Origin of the sequence: Pseudomonas pharyngis (genome assembly GCF_021602345.1) — a bacterium.
GTDB classification, from domain to species: domain Bacteria; phylum Pseudomonadota; class Gammaproteobacteria; order Pseudomonadales; family Pseudomonadaceae; genus Aquipseudomonas; species Aquipseudomonas pharyngis.
On record NZ_BQID01000005.1, the window covers coordinates 249,302 to 268,429 of the forward strand.

The window sequence follows — 19,128 nt, forward strand, 5'->3', positions numbered from 1 at the left end:
CCGCAGAATCAGCGTTGGAAAGCATTGACCCAGGTCATGGCGCGTTGCATTGACCCCCTGCTTTCTACATACTTGCGGCCGATTTTAATCCTAATAAAACACCCAAACCGTGGAACCTTAGAATGAGCACAGCAATCAGTCCGACTGCTTATAACTATAAGGTAGTCCGCCAGTTCGCCATCATGACGGTGGTCTGGGGGATCCTTGGCATGGGGCTCGGTGTCTTCATCGCCTCGCAACTGGTCTGGCCGGAGTTGAACTTCGGTCTGCCGTGGACGAGCTTTGGACGCCTGCGCCCGTTGCACACAAACCTGGTGATTTTCGCCTTCGGTGGTTGTGCACTGTTTGCCACTTCCTACTATGTCGTGCAGCGAACCTGCCAGACGCGACTGATTTCCGACAGCCTCGCGGCCTTCACCTTCTGGGGATGGCAAGCGGTGATCGTCGGCGCGATCATTACCTTGCCGCTGGGTTACACCACCACCAAGGAATACGCGGAACTGGAATGGCCGATCGCCATTTTGCTGGCCATTGTCTGGATTTCCTACGGACTGGTGTTCTTCGGCACCATCACCAAGCGCAAGACCAAGCACATCTATGTCGGTAACTGGTTCTACGGTGCGTTCATCGTGGTGACCGCGATGCTGCACATCGTCAACCACATGTCGCTGCCGGTCAGCCTGTTCAAGTCCTATTCGGCCTACTCGGGCGCCACCGACGCGATGATCCAGTGGTGGTACGGCCACAACGCAGTGGGCTTCTTCCTGACCACCGGTTTCCTGGGGATGATGTACTACTTCGTGCCGAAACAGGCCGAACGTCCGATCTACTCCTATCGTCTGTCGATCGTGCACTTCTGGGCGCTGATCACCCTGTACATCTGGGCCGGCCCGCACCACCTGCACTACACCGCACTGCCGGACTGGGCACAATCGCTGGGCATGGCGATGTCGATCATCCTGCTGGCGCCGAGCTGGGGCGGCATGATCAACGGCATGATGACCCTGTCGGGCGCCTGGCATAAGCTGCGCACCGACCCGATCCTGCGCTTCCTGGTGGTATCGCTGGCGTTCTACGGCATGTCGACCTTCGAAGGTCCGATGATGGCGATCAAGACCGTCAACTCGCTCTCGCACTACACCGACTGGACCATCGGCCACGTACACGCCGGCGCTCTCGGCTGGGTAGCGATGATCTCGATCGGCGCGATCTACCACATGATCCCGAAACTGTTCGGCCGCGCGCAGATGCACAGCACCGGCCTGATCAACGCGCACTTCTGGCTCGCGACCATCGGTACCGTGCTGTACATCGCTTCGATGTGGGTCAACGGCATCACTCAAGGCCTGATGTGGCGTGCAATCAACGACGACGGCACCCTCACCTACTCGTTCGTCGAAGCGCTGCAGGCCAGCCACCCTGGCTTCATCGTCCGAGCTCTGGGCGGTGCGTTCTTCGCCAGCGGCATGCTGCTGATGGCTTACAACGTATGGCGCACCGTTCGCGCCTCGAACCCGGCTGAAGCCGAAGCCGCCGCCAAGATCGCCGTAGTTGGAGCTCACTGATGAAGCATGAAGCTGTCGAGAAGAATATTGGTCTGCTGGCCTTCTTCATGGTCATCGCCGTCAGCGTCGGTGGCCTGACCCAAATCGTTCCGCTGTTTTTCCAGGACGTCACCAACAAGCCGGTCGAAGGCATGAAGCCGCGCTCCGCCCTTGAACTGGAAGGCCGCGACGTTTACATCGCCAACGGCTGTGTCGGCTGCCACTCGCAGATGATCCGTCCGTTCCGTGCCGAAACCGAACGCTATGGCCACTACTCGGTCGCCGGTGAAAGCGTCTGGGATCACCCGTTCCTGTGGGGTTCCAAACGTACCGGCCCGGACCTGGCCCGCGTCGGCGGTCGTTACTCCGATGACTGGCAGCGTGCGCACTTGTACAACCCGCGCAACGTCGTCCCCGAGTCGAAAATGCCGGCCTACCCGTTCCTCGTAGAAAACAAGCTCGATGGCAAAGACACGGCCAAGAAAATGGAAGTGTTGCGCACGCTCGGCGTCCCTTACACCGACGAAGACATCGCCGGTGCAAGAGATGCCGTGAAGGGCAAAACCGAAATGGACGCGCTGGTGGCCTATCTGCAAGGCCTGGGCACCATCATCAAAAGCAAACGGTGATTCTGATGGATATCGGGATGATTCGAGGCCTGGGCACCGTTGTCGTGATGGTTGCCTTCATCGGCCTGGCGTTGTGGGTGTTCAGCCCCAAGCGAAAGTCGGAGTTTGAAGACGCGACCTTGCTGCCCTTCGCGGATGATCCCGAAGCCATCAAGCACGTCGAGCAAGCTTCTAGGAGTAACAAAGAATGACTACATTCTGGAGTCTGTACGTCACAGTCCTCAGTCTCGGTACGATCTTTTCCCTGACCTGGCTGTTGCTGTCGACCCGCAAGGGCCAGCGCAGCGAACAGACGGACGAGACGGTCGGCCACTCCTTCGACGGGATCGAGGAGTACGACAACCCGCTGCCGAAATGGTGGTTCATGCTGTTCGTGGGCACCATCGTGTTTGCGTTGGGTTACCTAGTGCTGTACCCGGGCCTGGGCAACTGGAAAGGCCTGCTGCCGGGCTACAACTACCTCGATACCGAGAAGCAGACCGCGTTCGCCAACGGCCAGACCGGCTGGACCGGCGTTCACGAGTGGGAAAAGGAAATGGCCCGTTCGGACGCCAAGTTCGGTCCAATCTTCGCCAAGTTCGCCGCCATGCCGATCGAAGAAGTAGCGAAGGATCCACAAGCCCTGAAGATGGGTGGCCGCCTGTTCGCCTCCAACTGCTCGGTCTGCCACGGTTCCGACGCCAAGGGCGCTTATGGTTTCCCCAACCTGACCGACGCCGACTGGCGCTGGGGCGGCGAGCCGGAAACCATCAAGACCACCATCATGGGCGGTCGTCACGCGGTGATGCCGGCCTGGGCTGAAGTGATCGGTGAGCAAGGCGTGGCCGACGTGGCCGCGTTCGTGCTGACCAATCTGGATGGCCGCAAGCTGCCGGAAGGCACCAAGGCAGACCCGGCCAACGGCCAGAAACTGTTCGCTGCCAACTGCGTGGCCTGCCACGGCCCGGCGGGCAAGGGTACGCCAGCCATGGGCGCACCCGACCTGACTCACCCGGCGGCGTTCATCTACGGTTCGAGCTTTGCACAACTGCAGCAGACCATCCGTTACGGCCGTCAGGGCCAGATGCCTGCCCAGGAACAACTGCAAGGCAACGACAAGGTTCACCTGCTGGCGGCTTACGTTTACAGCCTGTCCCACGGTGAAAAACCAGCGGAAGCCGAGGCCCAGTAAGGCCAACGCCTGAAGCAAACAAAACGGCCCCGCCAATGAGAATTGGCGGGGCCGTTTTGCATTCCGGCACCTTTCATGATTTGAGACGAATGCTCGATGGACGCTTAATGAGGTGCCCTGTAGCTTGTCGTTCGACACATTGACCTCAAGGAAGAAAACCAATGCGAGAATCTGATCACGACTGCGTTCAACCCCGTGACGATTTCCTTTACGCCTATTCGGAAATTCAAGCCACACCTACCGAAGCCCCTGCCAGCGACAAAACAAAAACAGTCGAACGCGCCGAGAAGAGTAAAGGCAACGGGCTGGACAGTCTCGGAGGTGGAAAACTGGTTTGATGCCGCTCCAGACAGGCATGTCAGCGCATTCCGGGGGCTCGTTCGGGAGAACGGGACCAAGGATCGTCTATAGTCAATTGATCTGCATCATGCTTTGTTACATTCGCTACACCATTCATGATATTTCCCCAACGCGACCAAAGGTCGCACCCGTTCGTCGGTAGTACAGGCGTATCATTGCGCCACCGCAACACCCCTTTTTGACCCCGGCCGGCACGCATCGACCGAGGCATTTTTCCACTGCCGTGGGATGCAATGATGAGCAACCAGATTCCGGTACACGACGTCACGCCACCCAGCAAGAACGCAAACAACAGCGTCGACCTTTACGCCTCTCGAGAAAAAATCTACACCCGTGCTTTCACCGGCCTGTTCCGCAATCTGCGGATGATGGGCGGCGCGGCGCTGTTCCTGCTGTATTTCGGTACGGTGTGGTTGAATTGGGGCGGCCACCAGGCCGTGTGGTGGAACCTGCCGGAGCGCAAGTTCTTCATTTTCGGTGCCACCTTCTGGCCGCAGGATTTCATTCTGCTTTCCGGGCTGTTGATCATTGCCGCCTTCGGTCTGTTCTTCATCACCGTGTATGCCGGCCGGGTCTGGTGCGGCTATACCTGCCCGCAAAGCGTGTGGACCTGGATTTTCATGTGGTGCGAGAAGGTTACCGAAGGCGACCGCAACCAGCGAATCAAGCTCGACAAGGCGCCGATGAGCGCCAACAAGTTCCTGCGTAAATTCGCCAAGCATGCGCTGTGGCTGCTGATCGGTTTCGTCACCGGCATGACCTTCGTCGGTTACTTCTCGCCGATCCGCGAACTGGTAATCGAATTCTTCACCGGCCAAGCCGATGGCTGGTCGTATTTCTGGGTCGGTTTCTTCACCCTGGCCACGTACGGCAATGCCGGCTGGCTGCGTGAGCAGGTGTGCATCTACATGTGTCCGTATGCACGCTTCCAGAGCGTGATGTTCGACAAGGACACGCTGATCGTTTCCTACGACCCGCGTCGCGGTGAAAGCCGTGGTCCGCGCAAGAAAGGCATCGACTACAAGGCTCAGGGCCTGGGCGACTGCATCGACTGCACCATGTGCGTCCAGGTCTGCCCGACCGGCATCGACATCCGCGACGGCCTGCAGATCGAATGCATCGGCTGCGCCGCGTGCATCGACGCCTGCGACAGCATCATGGACAAGATGGATTACCCGCGCGGGCTGATCAGCTACACCACCGAACACAACTTGTCCGGGCAGAAAACCCATAAACTGCGGCCACGCCTGATCGGTTATGCCGTGGTCCTGCTGGCGATGATCAGCCTGCTGGTGACGGCCTTCTTCATGCGTTCGCTGGTGGGTTTCGACGTCAGCAAGGACCGCGTGCTGTATCGCGAAAACGCCGAAGGCCGGATCGAAAACGTCTACAGCCTGAAGATCATGAACAAGGATCAGCGCGACCACACCTACGTGCTGGAAGCCGCCGGTTTGCCGGATCTGCGCCTGCAAGGCAAACGCGAGATCAAAGTGCCGGCCGGGGAAATCTTCAGCATGCCGGTCGAGCTGTCGAGCGCGCCTGAACAATTGCCATCGAGCACCAACGAGGTGAAATTCATCCTCAGGGATGCCGATGACGACAGCGTCCACGTAGAAGCCAAGAGCCGATTCATCGGCCCACAAAATCGTTGAGAGAACTGAACATGCCCGCAGCAAACGCCGCAAGTCCCTGGTACAAGCACCTTTGGCCATGGATCATCATCGGGATTCTGGCCTGTTCGGTGACCCTGACGCTGTCCATGGTGACCATCGCGGTGAACAACCCGGATAACCTGGTCAACGACAACTACTACGAGGCCGGCAAAGGCATCAACCGTTCGCTGGACCGTGAATTGCTGGCGCAGACCCTGAAGATGCGCGCCGCCGTGCACCTGGATGACGTCACCGGCGAAGTTGACCTGCGCCTGAGCGGCGACAGCCAGCCAAAAACCCTGGAACTGAACCTGATCTCGCCGACCCAGCCGGAGAAGGATCGCAAGATCGTCCTGGCGCGCAGCGAGACTGAAACGGGTCGTTACATCGGCCAGTTGAGCGACAAGATCGAAGGCCGGCGTTTTGTGGAGTTGCTGGGTACTCAGGACGATCACGTGTGGCGGATGTTCGAGGAAGAGCTGGTCAACCATGACAAGGATCTGTTGCTGGGTGATGAGCCGCTTCAAGGCGCTGAAGACCTGAAGAAATAAAGCCGAGCTTCGCGCATCGCGAGCAGGCTCGCTCCCACAGGTTTTGTGAACGCCGCAAACCCAATGTGGGAGCGAGCCTGCTCGCGATGAGGCCCTCCCGGACGACAATTTAGCTGATGACCACCCCACTCCCCTGCTACCACTGCGCCCTGCCCGCCCCCTCCGGCAGCCGCTTCACCGCCGTCGTGCTCGGGGAGTCCCGCGAGTTCTGCTGCCCCGGCTGCCAGGCCGTGGCCGAAGCCATCGTCGCCGGCGGGCTGGAAAGCTATTACCAGCATCGCAGCGAAGCTTCGGCCAACCCCGAAGCGCTGCCGGTGCAACTGGTCGATGAGCTTGAGCTGTACGACCGCGCCGACGTGCAGCAACCCTTCGTGCGCCACGAAGGCGAACTGGCCGAAACCACGCTGCTGATGGAAGGCATCAGCTGCGCCGCGTGCGGCTGGCTGATCGAGAAACACCTGCGCACCCTGCCCGCCGTGGCCGAGGCGCGGCTGAACCTGTCCAACCATCGCCTGCATGTGCGCTGGGCTGACACTCAGTTGCCGCTGAGCCAGATCCTCGGCGAACTGCGCCACATCGGCTATGCCGCGCACCCGTATCAGGCCGACCGCGCCAGCGAACAACTGGCCAGCGAAAACCGCCTTGCCCTGCGCCAACTCGGGGTCGCCGGGCTGCTGTGGTTTCAGGCGATGATGGCAACCATGGCAACCTGGCCGGAATTCAACATCGACCTCAGTCCCGAGTTGCACACCATCCTGCGCTGGGTCGCGCTGTTCCTCACCACGCCGATCGTGTTCTACAGCTGCGCGCCGTTTTTCAAAGGGGCCATGCGCGACTTGCGCACCCGTCACCTGACGATGGACGTTTCGGTGTCACTGGCGATCGGCGCGGCGTATGTTGCCGGGATCTGGACTTCGATCACCGGGGTCGGCGAGCTGTATTTCGACGCGGTGGGCATGTTCGCGCTGTTCCTGCTCGCCGGACGCTACCTTGAACGCCGCGCCCGCGAGCGCACCGCCGCTGCCACCGCGCAACTGGTCAATCTGCTGCCGGCCTCGTGCCTGCGCCTCGACGATGCCGGCCAGAGCGAGCGGATCCTGCTCAGCGAACTGCGCCTCGGTGACCGGGTGCTGGTGCAGCCCGGTTCGGTGCTGCCGGCGGACGGCAAGATTCTCGATGGCCAGTCGAGCATCGACGAATCGGTGCTGACCGGCGAATACCTGCCGCAACCGCGCACCAAGGGCGATGCCGTCACCGCCGGCACGCTGAACGTGGAAGGTGCGCTGACCGTCGAGGTGCAGGCGCTCGGCCAGGACACGCGGCTGTCGGCAATCGTCCGCCTGCTGGATCGCGCCCAGGCGGAAAAACCACGGCTGGCGGAAATCGCCGACCGCGCCGCGCAATGGTTTCTGTTGCTGTCGTTGATTGCCGCAGCCGCCATCGGCCTGTTGTGGTGGGAACTGGATTCTTCGCGCGCCTTCTGGATCGTCCTCGCGATGCTGGTGGCGACCTGCCCGTGCGCGCTGTCACTGGCGACGCCGACCGCGCTAACCGCCGCCACCGGCACTCTGCACAAACTCGGCCTGCTGCTGACGCGCGGCCATGTGCTGGAAGGTCTGAACCAGATCGACACGGTGATCTTCGACAAGACCGGCACCCTCACCGAAGGCCGACTGGTGCTGCGCTCGATTCGACCGCTCGGCGCCCTCGACAGCGATCAATGCCTGAGTCTGGCCGCCGCTCTGGAAAACCGTTCCGAACACCCGATCGCCCGCGCCTTCGGTCGCGCGCCACTGGCCGCCGAAGATGTCCACAGCACGCCGGGCCTAGGGCTTGAAGGGCTGGTTGGCGAACAGCGTTTGCGCATCGGTCAGGCGGATTTTGTCTGTGATCTCAGCGGCACGCCGGTGCCATCGATGCCGAAAGAGCCGGGGCAATGGCTGCTGCTCGGTGACCGTCAGGGGCCGCTGGCCTGGTTCGCCCTCGACGACCGTCTGCGCGATGACGCCCCGGCCCTGCTCGTGGCGTGCAAGGCGCGCGGCTGGCGCACGCTGCTGCTTTCGGGCGACAGTTCGCCGATGGTCGCCAGTGTCGCCGCCGAACTGGGCATCGACGAGGCCCGGGGCGGTCTGCGCCCGGACGACAAGCTGCAAGTGCTGCAACAACTGCACGAGGAAGGCCGCAAGGTGTTGATGCTCGGCGACGGGGTCAACGACGTGCCGGTGCTGGCCGCTGCGGACATCAGCGTGGCCATGGGCTCGGCCACTGATCTGGCGAAAACCAGTGCCGACGCGGTGCTGCTGTCCAACCGCCTCGACGCCTTGGTACAAGCCTTCACGCTGGCGCGCCGCACACGCCGGGTGATCATCGAGAACCTGTTGTGGGCCGCGCTGTACAATGGCCTCATGTTGCCGTTCGCCGCCCTCGGCTGGATCACTCCGGTGTGGGCCGCCGTCGGCATGTCGATCAGTTCCCTGACCGTGGTGCTCAACGCCCTGCGCCTGACTCGCCTGCCGAGTGCGCCGGCCGTCAGCGCCTCGTCAGAAACCCGCCCGCTGCCGGCCTGAGCCGCGCGGGCATGGAGTACAGATGCCAGCTCTCTACGTGATGATTCCGGCCGCGCTGCTGATCGTGGCCATCGCCGTCTACATCTTCTTCTGGGCGGTGGACAGCGGCCAATACGACGACCTCGACGGCCCGGCCCACAGCATCCTGTTCGACGATCAGGACCCGAACCACACCGCTGCGGTGGACGAAGCCAACCCTACAAAAGCGGACGACAAGGCGCCACCCCATGCTTGAACTGGCGCCGCTGCTGGTGTCTGCGTTGATTCTCGGCCTGCTCGGCGGCGGGCACTGCCTGGGCATGTGTGGCGGTCTGATGGGCGCGCTGACCCTGGCGATCCCCAAGGAACAACGCAGCCGACGTTTTCGATTGCTGCTGGCCTATAACCTCGGGCGAATCCTCAGCTATGCCACGGCCGGTCTGCTGATCGGGCTGGCCGGTTGGGCGGTGGCCAACAGTCCCGCCGCGCTGTTCATGCGGGTTTTGGCCGGGTTGCTGCTGATCGCCATGGGCCTGTATCTGGCGGGCTGGTGGAGCGGCCTGACCCGTATCGAAAGCCTTGGGCGCGGACTGTGGCGTTACATTCAACCCGTCGCCAATCGTCTGCTGCCGGTGTCGAGCCTGCCGCGGGCCTTGCTGCTCGGCGCGCTGTGGGGCTGGCTGCCGTGCGGGCTGGTTTACAGCACGTTGCTGTGGTCGGCCAGTCAGGGCAATGCACTCGACAGCGCCTTGCTGATGCTCGCCTTCGGGCTCGGCACCTGGCCGGTTTTGCTCGCGACCGGCCTCGCCGCCGAGCGGGTGACGTCGCTGCTGCGCAAACGCAGTGTGCGTATGGCCGGCGGTCTGCTGGTGATCCTGTTCGGCATCTGGACCCTGCCGGGGCCGCACCAGCACTGGCTGATGGGCCACTGATGCCGTTGATGCCGTTGATGCCGTTGATGCAAATCAAGATGCCTTTTCGCGCCCTCCCCTAGACTCGGCACACTGCCAGCCTATCCGGGGGAATGCCCGCATGCTCGACGCCATTCGTTGGGACACCGATTTGATCCGCCGCTACGACCTGGCGGGGCCGCGCTACACCTCGTACCCGACGGCCGTGCAATTTCACAGTCAGGTCGGCACCTTCGACCTGTTCCACGCCCTGCGCGATAGCCGCAAGGCCCTGCGCCCGCTGTCGCTGTACGTGCACGTGCCGTTCTGCGCGAACATTTGCTACTACTGCGCCTGCAACAAGGTCATCACCAAGGATCGCGGCCGCGCGCTGCCCTATCTGCAACGGCTCGAGCAGGAAATCCAGCTGATCGCCTGCCACCTCGACCCGGCGCAGAAAGTCGAACAACTGCATTTCGGCGGCGGCACGCCGACCTTTCTCAGCCACGACGAACTGCGCCAGTTGATGGCGCACCTGCGCAAACATTTCAATCTGCTGGACGATGACTCTGGCGATTACGGCATCGAGATCGACCCACGCGAAGCCGACTGGTCGACCATGGGCCTGCTGCGGGAACTGGGCTTCAACCGGGTCAGTATCGGCCTGCAGGATCTCGACCCGGCGGTACAACGGGCGGTCAATCGCCTGCAAAGCCTGGAGGAAACCCGCGCGGTGATCGACGCGGCGCGCACCCTGCAATTTCGCTCGATCAACATCGATTTGATCTACGGCCTGCCCAAGCAGACCCCGGACAACTTCGCCCGCACCGTCGAGGAAGTCATCAGCCTGCAACCAGACCGGCTCTCGGTGTTCAACTACGCGCACCTGCCGGAACGCTTCATGCCGCAGCGGCGGATCAACGGCAACGAACTGCCGAGCCCGGCGCAGAAACTGGAAATGCTGCAACGCACCATCGAACAACTGACCGCCGCCGGCTATCGCTACATCGGCATGGACCACTTCGCCCTGCCCGACGATGAACTGGCGATTGCCCAGGAAGAATCGACCCTGCAACGCAATTTCCAGGGCTACACCACCCACGGTCACTGCGACCTGATCGGCCTGGGCGTGTCGGCCATCAGCCAGATCGGCGATCTGTACTGCCAGAACAGCAGCGACCTCAATCACTACCAGAACACCCTCGCCGGCGCGCAACTGGCTACCAGCCGAGGCTTGGTTTGCAACGCTGACGATCGCCTGCGCCGCGCGGTGATCCAGCAACTGATCTGCAACTTCAGCCTGGATTTCGCCGAGATCGAGCGCAGCTTCAATATCGATTTTCAGGGCTACTTCGGCGCGCTCTGGCCACAATTGCAGGGCATGGCGCAAGACGGGTTGATCGAACTGGATCGCGAACGCATCACCGTGCTGCCGGCCGGGCGACTGCTGGTGCGTTCGGTGTGCATGGTGTTCGATGCGTATCTGGAACAGCAGAATCGCCAGCGCTTTTCCCGGGTGATCTGACTTTTCATCAACAACGCAGGGGGCTGCGTATCCATAGCGGTCATCGAAACGGTGCCTTGCACGCCGTCCGAGACACGTTTATCGGCCGTCATCCCTGCGGCGTTTTGCCGGTGGGGCAATCTCGCCACAGGCTGGCCTGAATGTCTTCCAGTGGGTTACCCTTACGCCTTATGTGTGTTTTCCCACAAGGATTTAAGAAATGTCCGAGCCAGTTAAACTGCGCGCTCACAACCAGGCTAATTGCAAGGATTGCAGCCTGGCCCCTCTCTGCCTGCCACTTTCGCTGAATCTGGAAGACATGGAAGCGCTGGACGAAATCGTTAAACGGGGTCGCCCGTTGAAAAAGGGTGAGTTCCTGTTCCGCCAGGGCGACACCTTCGATTCCGTTTATGCAGTACGCTCCGGCGCTCTGAAGACCTTTAGCCTGAGCGATACCGGCGAAGAGCAACTGACCGGTTTCCACCTGCCGAGCGAGCTGGTCGGCCTGTCCGGCATGGACACCGAGAAACACCCGGTGTCCGCCCAGGCCCTGGAAACCACTTCGGTCTGCGAGATCCCCTTCGAACGCCTCGATGAACTGGCCCTGCAACTGCCGCAGCTACGCCGTCAGCTGATGCGCGTGATGAGCCGCGAAATCCGCGACGACCAACAGATGATGTTGCTGCTGTCGAAGAAAACCGCCGACGAGCGCATCGCCACGTTCCTGGTCAACCTGTCGGCGCGTTTCCGCGCTCGCGGCTTCTCGGCCAACCAGTTCCGCCTGAGCATGTCGCGCAATGAAATCGGCAACTACCTGGGGCTGGCGGTGGAAACCGTGTCCCGGGTCTTCACCCGCTTCCAGCAGAACGAACTGATCGCCGCCGAGGGCAAGGAAATCCACATCCTCGACCCGATCCAGCTCTGCGCCCTGGCTGGCGGCTCACTCGAAGTCTGATCTCGACCCGCGGCCGAGCGAATCGTTTCAGCCGCGGGTATACTGCGCCGTTTGCAGCCCTGCCAGGACACCTCGACGATGGTCTTCGACTCCTTCGACATCAAATCCCTGATCCGCCCCGTGATCGACTTCCCGAAACCGGGTGTGATCTTTCGCGACATCACCCCGCTGTTCCAGTCGCCCAAGGCCCTGCGCCTGGTGATGGACAGCTTCGCCCACCGCTATGTCGAAGCCGACTTTACCCACATCGGTGCGATGGATGCGCGTGGTTTCCTGATCGGTTCGGTACTGGCCTATCAGTTGAACAAGCCGCTGGTGTTGTTCCGCAAGCAGGGCAAGCTGCCGGCGGACGTGCTGGCCGAAGGTTACGCGACCGAATACGGCGAAGCGTTTCTGGAAGTGCATGCCGACAGCCTGTGCGAAGGCGACTCGGTGGTGATGTTCGATGACCTGATCGCCACCGGCGGCACGCTGATCGCAGCGGCCAACCTGATCCGCCGCATGGGCGCCCGCGTTCATGAAGCGGCGGCGATCATCGATCTGCCGGAACTGGGTGGTTCGCAGCGTCTGGAGGACATGGGTATTCCTACGTTCTGCCTGACGCAGTTTGCGTTGACTGATAAATAAGCGGCGCCTGCCATTACGCCTTCGCGAGCAAGCCCGCTCCCACATTCGACCGCATTCCCCGGATGGAACATGGTCGAATGTGGGAGCGGGCTTGCTCGCGAATGGGCCGGCAGCCTCACTGCAAAATCTAAAGTCCCATCTGTTTGCTGATGATCTCGTTCATCACTTCCCGCGTCCCGCCGCCAATCGACAGAATCCGGTTATCCCGATACAGCCGCTCCACCAGGCTTTCGCGCATATAACCCAGCCCACCAAGAATCTGCACCGCCTCATTGGTAATCCGGTCCGAAGTGTCCGTGGCAAAGTTCTTGGCCATGGAGATTTCCTTGATCACGCTCTGCCCTGCCGCCATCTTCGCCGCCTGCCGGTAGGTGAACTCCCGCGAGACTTCCAGCGCCGTGGCCATTTCCGCGAGGCGATGCTTGATCACCTGGAACTTGCCGATGGGTTTGCCGAACGCTTCACGCTCCTTCGCCCACTTCAGGCTTTCTTCCAGCGCCAGTTGCGCGGTCATGTTGGCCATCAGCGCCAGCGCCAGACGTTCGCTCTGGAAGTTGCCCATGATGCAGGCAAAGCCCATGTTCTCCGCGCCAATCAGGTTTCCTACGGGCACCCGGCAATCATCGAAGAACAATTCAGCCGTGTCCGACGCCCACCAGCCCATTTTCTTTAGTTGTCGGCCGACGGTGAAACCCGGCGTACCCTTCTCGATCAGCAGCAGGCTGATGCCACCAAAACCCGGCGCGCCGGTACGCACTGCGACGGTGTAGTAGTCGGCGCGCACGCCACTGGTAATGAAAGTTTTGCTGCCGCTGACTCGATAGTGGTCGCCATCGCGTACGGCGCGGGTCTGCAGGTTGGCGACATCCGAGCCGCCGCCCGGTTCGGTGACGGCCAGCGCGCTGATTTTCTCGCCGCTGAGCACTTGGGGCACGACGCGGTTACGCACTTCGGGCCGGGCCCATTTGACGATCGGCGGCAAACCGATGTCGAGCGAGCCGAGCCCGGCGACCAGCCCGCCGGAGCCGCAGCGCATCAGTTCTTCGCTGGCGGCGATCTTGGCGAACAGATCACCTTCGTGACTGCCGCCCAGCGCTTCGGGGTAACCGATGCCGAGAATGCCGGCCGCACCGGCCTTCAGGTACAGCTCACGGGGAAAGCTTTCGGCTTCTTCCCACGCATCGATGTCCGGCAGGATCTCGCGCTTGACGAAACGTCTGACGCTGTCGCGGACCATTTGGTGGTTGGGGTCGAAGTATTCCTGGAAGGCGGGCATCGGCGAACTCCATGGAAGGGTTCGCCGAACTTAACCGAGCGCTTGCTTGGTTTTCAACAGGATTGTGTGACTCAGAGGGAAATCGGCTTGCGCCCGGCAAACGAGTGAGCCAGCGTGCCGCCGTCCACCAGCTCCAGTTCGCCACCCAGCGGTACGCCGTGAGCGATGCGCGAAGCGATCAGGCCTTTGTTCTGCAGCAACTGAGCGATGTAGTGGGCCGTCGCTTCGCCTTCCACGGTCGGGTTGGTGGCGAGGATGACTTCGGTGAAGGTGCCCGCCTCTTCGATCCGCGCCATCAGTTGCGGAATGCCGATGGCTTCCGGGCCCAGGCCGTCCAGCGGCGAAAGGTGCCCCTTGAGCACGAAGTAGCGACCACGGAAGCCGGTCTGCTCGACCGCGTAGACGTCCATCGGCCCTTCCACCACGCACAGCAGCGTGTCATCGCGGCGGGTGTCGGCGCATTGCGGGCACAGATCGTCTTCGGTCAGCGTGCGGCACTGGCGGCAGTGTCCGACCCCTTCCATGGCTTGGCTCAAGGCCTGGGCCAGGCGCGTGCCGCCACTGCGGTCACGTTCGAGCAACTGCAACGCCATGCGCTGGGCAGTTTTCTGACCCACGCCCGGCAAGGTTCGCAGGGCGTCGATCAGTTGGCGAATCAAAGGGCTGAAGCTCATGGGGAAAAAGTCCGACAAAACAACGAGACGCGGTTTATACCCGCGCCTCCGGCCAGCGTCAAATCCTCAGTCCTGGGCGACCTTCACCACCAGTTTGCCGAAGTTGCGCCCCTCCAGCAGTCCGATAAACGCCTCAGGCGCCTGCTCCAGGCCCTCGACCACGTCCTCGCGGAATTTCACCTTGCCGTCGCGCACCCACGGCACCATGGCACTGATGAATTCCGGCTGACGGTCACCGTAGTCGTCGAACACGATGAAACCCTGAATCCGTACCCGTTTGGTCAGCAAGGTGCGTTGCAACATGGGCAGGCGATCCGGGCCTTTCGGCGCTTCCGAGGCGTTGTAGCCGGCAATCAGGCCACACAACGGGACCCGCGCCTTGGGATTGAGGAGCGGCACGACGGCATCGAAGACGTGACCGCCGACGTTTTCATAATAGATGTCGATGCCATTGGGGCAGGCCTTGGCCAGTTGCTCGGCGAAGTCCGGTGCCTTGTGATCGATACAGGCGTCGAAGCCCAGTTCCTCGACCACGTATTTGCACTTCTCGGCACCACCAGCCACGCCGACGGCGCGCAGACCTTTGATCTTCGCAACCTGGCCGACCACCGAGCCCACTGCGCCGGAAGCGGCGGCGACCACCAGGGTCTCCCCTTCTTTAGGCTGCCCGATGTCCATCAATCCCATGTAGGCGGTCATGCCCGGCATGCCCAGCACGCCAAGCGCCATCGACGGGCTCGGCAGGCCCGACGGAATCGGGATGATGTTGCGGCCATCGCTGATGCTGTGGCTTTGCCAACCGGTGGCACCGACGACTAGATCGCCAGGGTGGAATTTCGGATGACGCGACTGCTCGACCCGGCTGACAGCGCCACCGGTCATCACTTCGCCGATTTGTACCGGCGCCGCGTAGGACGGCGCGTCACTCATGCGTCCGCGCATGTAGGGATCGAGCGACAGGTACAGGGTCTTGAGCAACACCTGGCCGTCCTCAAGGTCCGGCAGCGCCTCGCGCTCCAGACGGAAATTCTCGGGCGTCGGCGCGCCCACCGGACGCGAGGCCAGCACGAAGCGTTGATTGAGGGTCAGAGGGTCGGACATGTCAGCGTCTCCTTTGAATGATGAATTCGGGGGTATAGGAAGCAGACCCTTGGGGCGGTGGGGTGTTCGATGTTTATTCCGGCAAATCGTGTTGACGCTTTCGCGAGCAAGCCCGCTCCCACATTTGAAATGCAATCCCATGTGAGAGCGGGCTTGCTCGCGAAGGCGTCATTACAGCCAACACATCTCTACCGGCCAGAAACAAAAATGCCAGGCGCACTGCCTGGCATTTTGTGTAGCTCATCTGTCGCCGGATGGCGAATCAGAACGGCAGTTTCATACCGGCCGGCAGGTTCATGCCAGCGGTCATGCTGCCCATTTTCGCCTGGCTGTTGGCTTCGATCTGACGCACAGCGGCGTTGACGGCTGCGGCCACCAGATCCTCGACCACTTCACGGTCGTCTTCGTCCAGGCCCGGCAGTACGCTCGGGTCGATGCTGACTTTTTTCACGTCATGACGACCGGTCATCACCACGGTAACCAGATCGCCACCGGCCTTGCCAGTGACTTCGGCGTTGGCCAGTTCTTCCTGCATCTTGGCCATTTTTTCCTGCATCTGCTGCGCCTGCTTCATCAGGCCGGCCATGCCACCTTTCATCATGGGAATCACCTCAAAAGTACTTGGATCAAAACAGCGCCCGGCCATACAGGCCGGACGCCCTCAGTTATTAGCCCTGACTGACCAGGGCGTCGACAGGTTCAATAGTATCGTGTCGCACGACCGCGCCGAACTGCTGCACCATCTGCTGGATGAACGGATCGCCGTGGATCGATTCTTCAGCCTCGCGCTGACGGTTGGCACGGCGCCGGGACGCGGCCTGGGCCGGGGTTTCCTGTTCGGGCTTGATCAGCTCGATGGTCAGGGTCAGCGTGCGTCCGTGGAACTGGTTCAGCGCATCGTTCAGGCGACGCTGCTGGGTGGCGTTGAACAAGGCGCTGTGGGCCGGGTCCAGGTGCATCAGCCAGTTGTCGCCATCGACCGCGATCAGCGTGCAGTTGGCGGCGATGCTGCCGGTCATGCCGGAAATCGGCAGTTGCGGGAACAGCTCCAGCCATTGCAGGGCCAGACCGGTGGCCGGCGCGGCGGCAGGTTCCGGCTCGGGCTCGGGGGTCGGTTCTGCGGCGTGTTCGCTGGCCAGATCGTCGAGGTAACTGTAGGCCGAATCCATGTCCGGCTCGATGTAGTCCTCGTCCAGCGGCGGCTCGTCGTCCATGTCCATGCCCGGTGTGGCGGCATCGACGTCGGCTACTGACGGTTCGGGGATTGGCGCGGCGGCCCACTCCGGGGCGTCCGGCACGACGCTGTCCGGAGTCGGCAGCGGCATTGGCGGCAAATCGGGTTGTTCGGCAATGGTTTCCAGCACCGGCTCGACCGCTGGCTGCTGGACAGGCGCCGGTTCTACCGGGTCATTCCACGGCAGATCGACAACTTCCTCAACGGCAACCGGCTCTGGCTCTGGCTCAGGAACGGGTTCCGGCGCAATCACCTGGGCAACCGGTGCAGGCTCGGGAGCAGGCGTAACCACCGGTGCTGGCGCGGGTGTGGGTGCAACAGCCGCAGCAACTACCGGCGCAGGTTTCGGCGCGGCAGCCACTGAGTTTGCGGAATCAACTGTGGCCTGGCTGATCCCCACTGGCTTTAGCGGTTGCCTCGGGGCGTCTGCCGTGTCCGCCGGCCGGAAGGCCAGCATCCGCAACAGCACCATTTCGAAACCGCCTCGCGGGTCCGGCGCCAGCGGCAAGTCGCGGCGGCCGATCAGGCCCATCTGGTAATAGAACTGCACGTCTTCAGCCGGCAACGCCTGGGCCAGTGCCAGCACCCGGTCACGGTCGCCATGACCGTTGTCGACACCTTCCGGCAAGGCCTGGGCGATGGCGACACGGTGCAGCACATTGAGAATTTCCGAGAGCACGCCGTTCCAGTCCGGCCCCTGTTCGGCCAGATGGCGCACGGCTTCGAGCAACGCCTTGGCGTCGCCTTCAATCAGCGCGTGCAACACGTCGTAGACCTGACCGTGATCCAGCGTACCGAGCATCGCCCGCACATCGGCGGCCAATACCTTGCCTTCACCGAAGGCGATGGCCTGGTCGGTCAGGCTCATGGCGTCACGCATCGAACCGTCCGCCGCGCGGCCGAGCAGCCACAGGGCGTCGTCTTCGAACGGGACGTTTTCGGCGCCCAGAACGTGGGTCAGATGCTCGACCACCCGCTCAGGCGTCATGTTCTTCAGGGAGAACTGCAGGCATCGCGACAAAATCGTTGCCGGAAGTTTCTGCGGGTCGGTGGTCGCCAGGATGAACTTGACGTAGGGCGGCGGCTCTTCGAGGGTTTTCAGCAGCGCATTGAAGGAATGGCTGGAGAGCATGTGCACTTCGTCGATCAGGTAGACCTTGAAGCGCCCGCGGCTCGGGGCGTACTGCACGTTGTCGAGCAGCTCGCGGGTGTCCTCGACCTTGGTCCGGCTCGCGGCGTCGATCTCGATCAGGTCGACGAAACGGCCTTCATCGATCTCGCGGCACACCGAACACTCGCCACACGGGCTTGAAGTGATACCTGTTTCACAGTTCAGGCATTTGGCGATGATCCGCGCAATCGTGGTCTTGCCGACGCCCCGCGTACCCGTGAAGAGGTAGGCGTGGTGCAGGCGCTGGCTGTCCAAGGCATTGATCAGAGCCTTGAGCACATGGGTCTGGCCGACCATTTCGCGGAACGAGCGCGGACGCCATTTACGTGCAAGAACCTGATAACTCATCGAAAACCGTCGCGGCAAAGGAAGCAGAAGCGGCTAATGCTAGCGGAGCAAGGGCAAAATTGCATCCGGTGTGCTCGTCTATTCTGGCTAAGCTGCATGGGCAGGGGCTTTTATCGGTTCGGGATCGGGAATTACCGGAGCGTTTATGCGGTGGGCCGTGGGGGCAATACTGGGAATCAGCCTGAGCGCGATGGCGTCGCAACCGCCACTGCGCTTCGCCGTTGCCGACAGCTGGGCGATGCCGATGGTGCAGATCGAACGCGGCCGCCCGACCCAGGGCATTCTCTACGACATGATGCTCAGCCTGGCGACCCAGGTCGGCGTGCCGGCGCAATTTCACGTCCTGCCCCGCGCCCGGGTGCAGAACGCCATGGAACACGGCGAAGTCGACGTGCGCTGCTATGCCGCACAATCCTGGCTGCCGAACCTGTCCGGGGACTATATCTGGAGTCTGCCGCTGTTCTTCCAGCGCGACCTGCTGATCAGCCGTCAGGACCAACCACCCCGCGCCGATCCGGCCCACCTGCCCCGCCAGTCGATCGGCACCGTGCTCGGCTACAGCTACCCCACGCTGCAACCAATATTCGACGCCGACCGACTCTCGCGCGAAGACGCGCGCAATCAGGAGCAGGTGCTCGACAAACTGCTGGCCGGCCGCTATCGCTACGCCGTCAGCAATCAATGGACCCTGGACTGGTTCAACCAGCGCCTGCTGCCGGGGCAACAACTGCAAGCGGTGGCGGTGTTGCAGGAACAGAAGGTCGGTTGCTATGTGCGCAACGATCCGAACGTGCCGGTGCAGCAGATATTGAGGACGTTGCTGCGGATGAAAATGTCGGGGGAGATTGATGACATTATCCGGCTGTACACCGGCAGCGCGGGCGGCGAACCGTAA

Annotated in this window: 19 protein-coding genes; 14 read left to right on the forward strand and 5 right to left on the reverse strand. The window is 62.0% G+C overall.

The window, feature by feature from the left end:
- Positions 1-122: 122 nt before the first annotated feature.
- The 13 genes from ccoN to L6D74_RS13110 all read left to right on the forward strand — a co-directional run bounded on the left by ccoN (position 123) and on the right by L6D74_RS13110 (position 12,429).
- Positions 123-1,565, forward strand: coding sequence for a cytochrome-c oxidase, cbb3-type subunit I (ccoN, locus tag L6D74_RS13050; protein ID WP_039770049.1), 1,443 nt, complete (start codon positions 123-125; stop codon positions 1,563-1,565).
- Positions 1,565-2,173: a cytochrome-c oxidase, cbb3-type subunit II gene (gene ccoO, locus L6D74_RS13055; RefSeq protein WP_064594732.1), complete on the forward strand. Its 609-nt coding sequence runs from the start codon at positions 1,565-1,567 to the stop codon at positions 2,171-2,173. Before ccoN ends, ccoO begins: the two co-directional genes overlap by 1 nt.
- 5 nt (positions 2,174-2,178) lie before the next feature.
- The gene (locus L6D74_RS13060) at positions 2,179-2,364 is read left to right on the forward strand and encodes a CcoQ/FixQ family Cbb3-type cytochrome c oxidase assembly chaperone (RefSeq protein ID WP_003175465.1); all 186 of its coding nucleotides are present in this window, start codon (positions 2,179-2,181) and stop codon (positions 2,362-2,364) included.
- Positions 2,361-3,344, forward strand: coding sequence for a cytochrome-c oxidase, cbb3-type subunit III (gene ccoP, locus L6D74_RS13065; RefSeq protein ID WP_039770046.1), 984 nt, complete (start codon positions 2,361-2,363; stop codon positions 3,342-3,344). Before L6D74_RS13060 ends, ccoP begins: the two co-directional genes overlap by 4 nt.
- 161 nt (positions 3,345-3,505) lie before the next feature.
- On the forward strand, positions 3,506-3,682 hold the full coding sequence (locus L6D74_RS13070) for a hypothetical protein (RefSeq protein ID WP_236189438.1): 177 nt from the start codon (positions 3,506-3,508) through the stop codon (positions 3,680-3,682).
- Between the two features lie 258 nt (positions 3,683-3,940).
- A complete protein-coding gene (ccoG, locus tag L6D74_RS13075) occupies positions 3,941-5,356 on the forward strand; it encodes a cytochrome c oxidase accessory protein CcoG (protein WP_085649031.1) in 1,416 nt (471 codons plus the stop codon).
- 11 nt (positions 5,357-5,367) lie between these two features.
- Positions 5,368-5,907 (forward strand): FixH family protein, encoded by a 540-nt coding sequence (locus tag L6D74_RS13080; protein WP_236189439.1) that lies wholly within the window; start codon positions 5,368-5,370, stop codon positions 5,905-5,907.
- Between the two features lie 116 nt (positions 5,908-6,023).
- Positions 6,024-8,474, forward strand: coding sequence for a heavy metal translocating P-type ATPase (locus L6D74_RS13085; RefSeq protein ID WP_236189440.1), 2,451 nt, complete (start codon positions 6,024-6,026; stop codon positions 8,472-8,474).
- Between the two features lie 22 nt (positions 8,475-8,496).
- Complete coding sequence (gene ccoS, locus L6D74_RS13090; protein ID WP_064594725.1) at positions 8,497-8,709, forward strand: cbb3-type cytochrome oxidase assembly protein CcoS; 213 nt, start codon at positions 8,497-8,499, stop codon at positions 8,707-8,709.
- On the forward strand, positions 8,702-9,385 hold the full coding sequence (locus L6D74_RS13095) for a sulfite exporter TauE/SafE family protein (protein WP_236189441.1): 684 nt from the start codon (positions 8,702-8,704) through the stop codon (positions 9,383-9,385). The genes ccoS and L6D74_RS13095 overlap by 8 nt, the downstream gene beginning before the upstream one ends.
- Positions 9,386-9,485: 100 nt before the next feature.
- Positions 9,486-10,868, forward strand: a complete 1,383-nt coding sequence (hemN, locus tag L6D74_RS13100; protein WP_011333280.1) for an oxygen-independent coproporphyrinogen III oxidase — start codon at positions 9,486-9,488, stop codon at positions 10,866-10,868.
- A gap of 199 nt (positions 10,869-11,067) precedes the next feature.
- Positions 11,068-11,802, forward strand: coding sequence for a fumarate/nitrate reduction transcriptional regulator Fnr (gene fnr, locus L6D74_RS13105; protein ID WP_039770035.1), 735 nt, complete (start codon positions 11,068-11,070; stop codon positions 11,800-11,802).
- 78 nt (positions 11,803-11,880) lie between these two features.
- Complete coding sequence (locus tag L6D74_RS13110; protein ID WP_003223345.1) at positions 11,881-12,429, forward strand: adenine phosphoribosyltransferase; 549 nt, start codon at positions 11,881-11,883, stop codon at positions 12,427-12,429.
- Between the two features lie 127 nt (positions 12,430-12,556).
- Here L6D74_RS13110 and L6D74_RS13115 read toward each other — a convergent pair whose 3' ends face one another.
- The 5 genes from L6D74_RS13115 to dnaX all read right to left on the reverse strand — a co-directional run bounded on the left by L6D74_RS13115 (position 12,557) and on the right by dnaX (position 18,233).
- On the reverse strand, positions 12,557-13,705 hold the full coding sequence (locus L6D74_RS13115) for an acyl-CoA dehydrogenase family protein (RefSeq protein WP_236189442.1): 1,149 nt from the start codon (positions 13,703-13,705) through the stop codon (positions 12,557-12,559).
- Positions 13,706-13,776: 71 nt separating this feature from the next.
- Positions 13,777-14,379, reverse strand: coding sequence for a recombination mediator RecR (gene recR, locus L6D74_RS13120; protein ID WP_007951652.1), 603 nt, complete (start codon positions 14,377-14,379; stop codon positions 13,777-13,779).
- A gap of 66 nt (positions 14,380-14,445) precedes the next feature.
- Entirely contained in the window at positions 14,446-15,480 is a 1,035-nt protein-coding gene (locus L6D74_RS13125) for an NADP-dependent oxidoreductase (RefSeq protein WP_074687639.1), read from the reverse strand.
- Positions 15,481-15,742: 262 nt separating this feature from the next.
- A complete protein-coding gene (locus L6D74_RS13130; protein ID WP_007951650.1) occupies positions 15,743-16,081 on the reverse strand; it encodes a YbaB/EbfC family nucleoid-associated protein in 339 nt (112 codons plus the stop codon).
- Between the two features lie 67 nt (positions 16,082-16,148).
- A complete protein-coding gene (gene dnaX, locus L6D74_RS13135; RefSeq protein ID WP_236189443.1) occupies positions 16,149-18,233 on the reverse strand; it encodes a DNA polymerase III subunit gamma/tau in 2,085 nt (694 codons plus the stop codon).
- A 145-nt stretch (positions 18,234-18,378) separates the two neighbouring features.
- Here dnaX and L6D74_RS13140 point away from each other — a divergent pair, with 145 nt between their 5' ends.
- Positions 18,379-19,128, forward strand: a complete 750-nt coding sequence (locus L6D74_RS13140) for a substrate-binding periplasmic protein (RefSeq protein ID WP_236189444.1) — start codon at positions 18,379-18,381, stop codon at positions 19,126-19,128.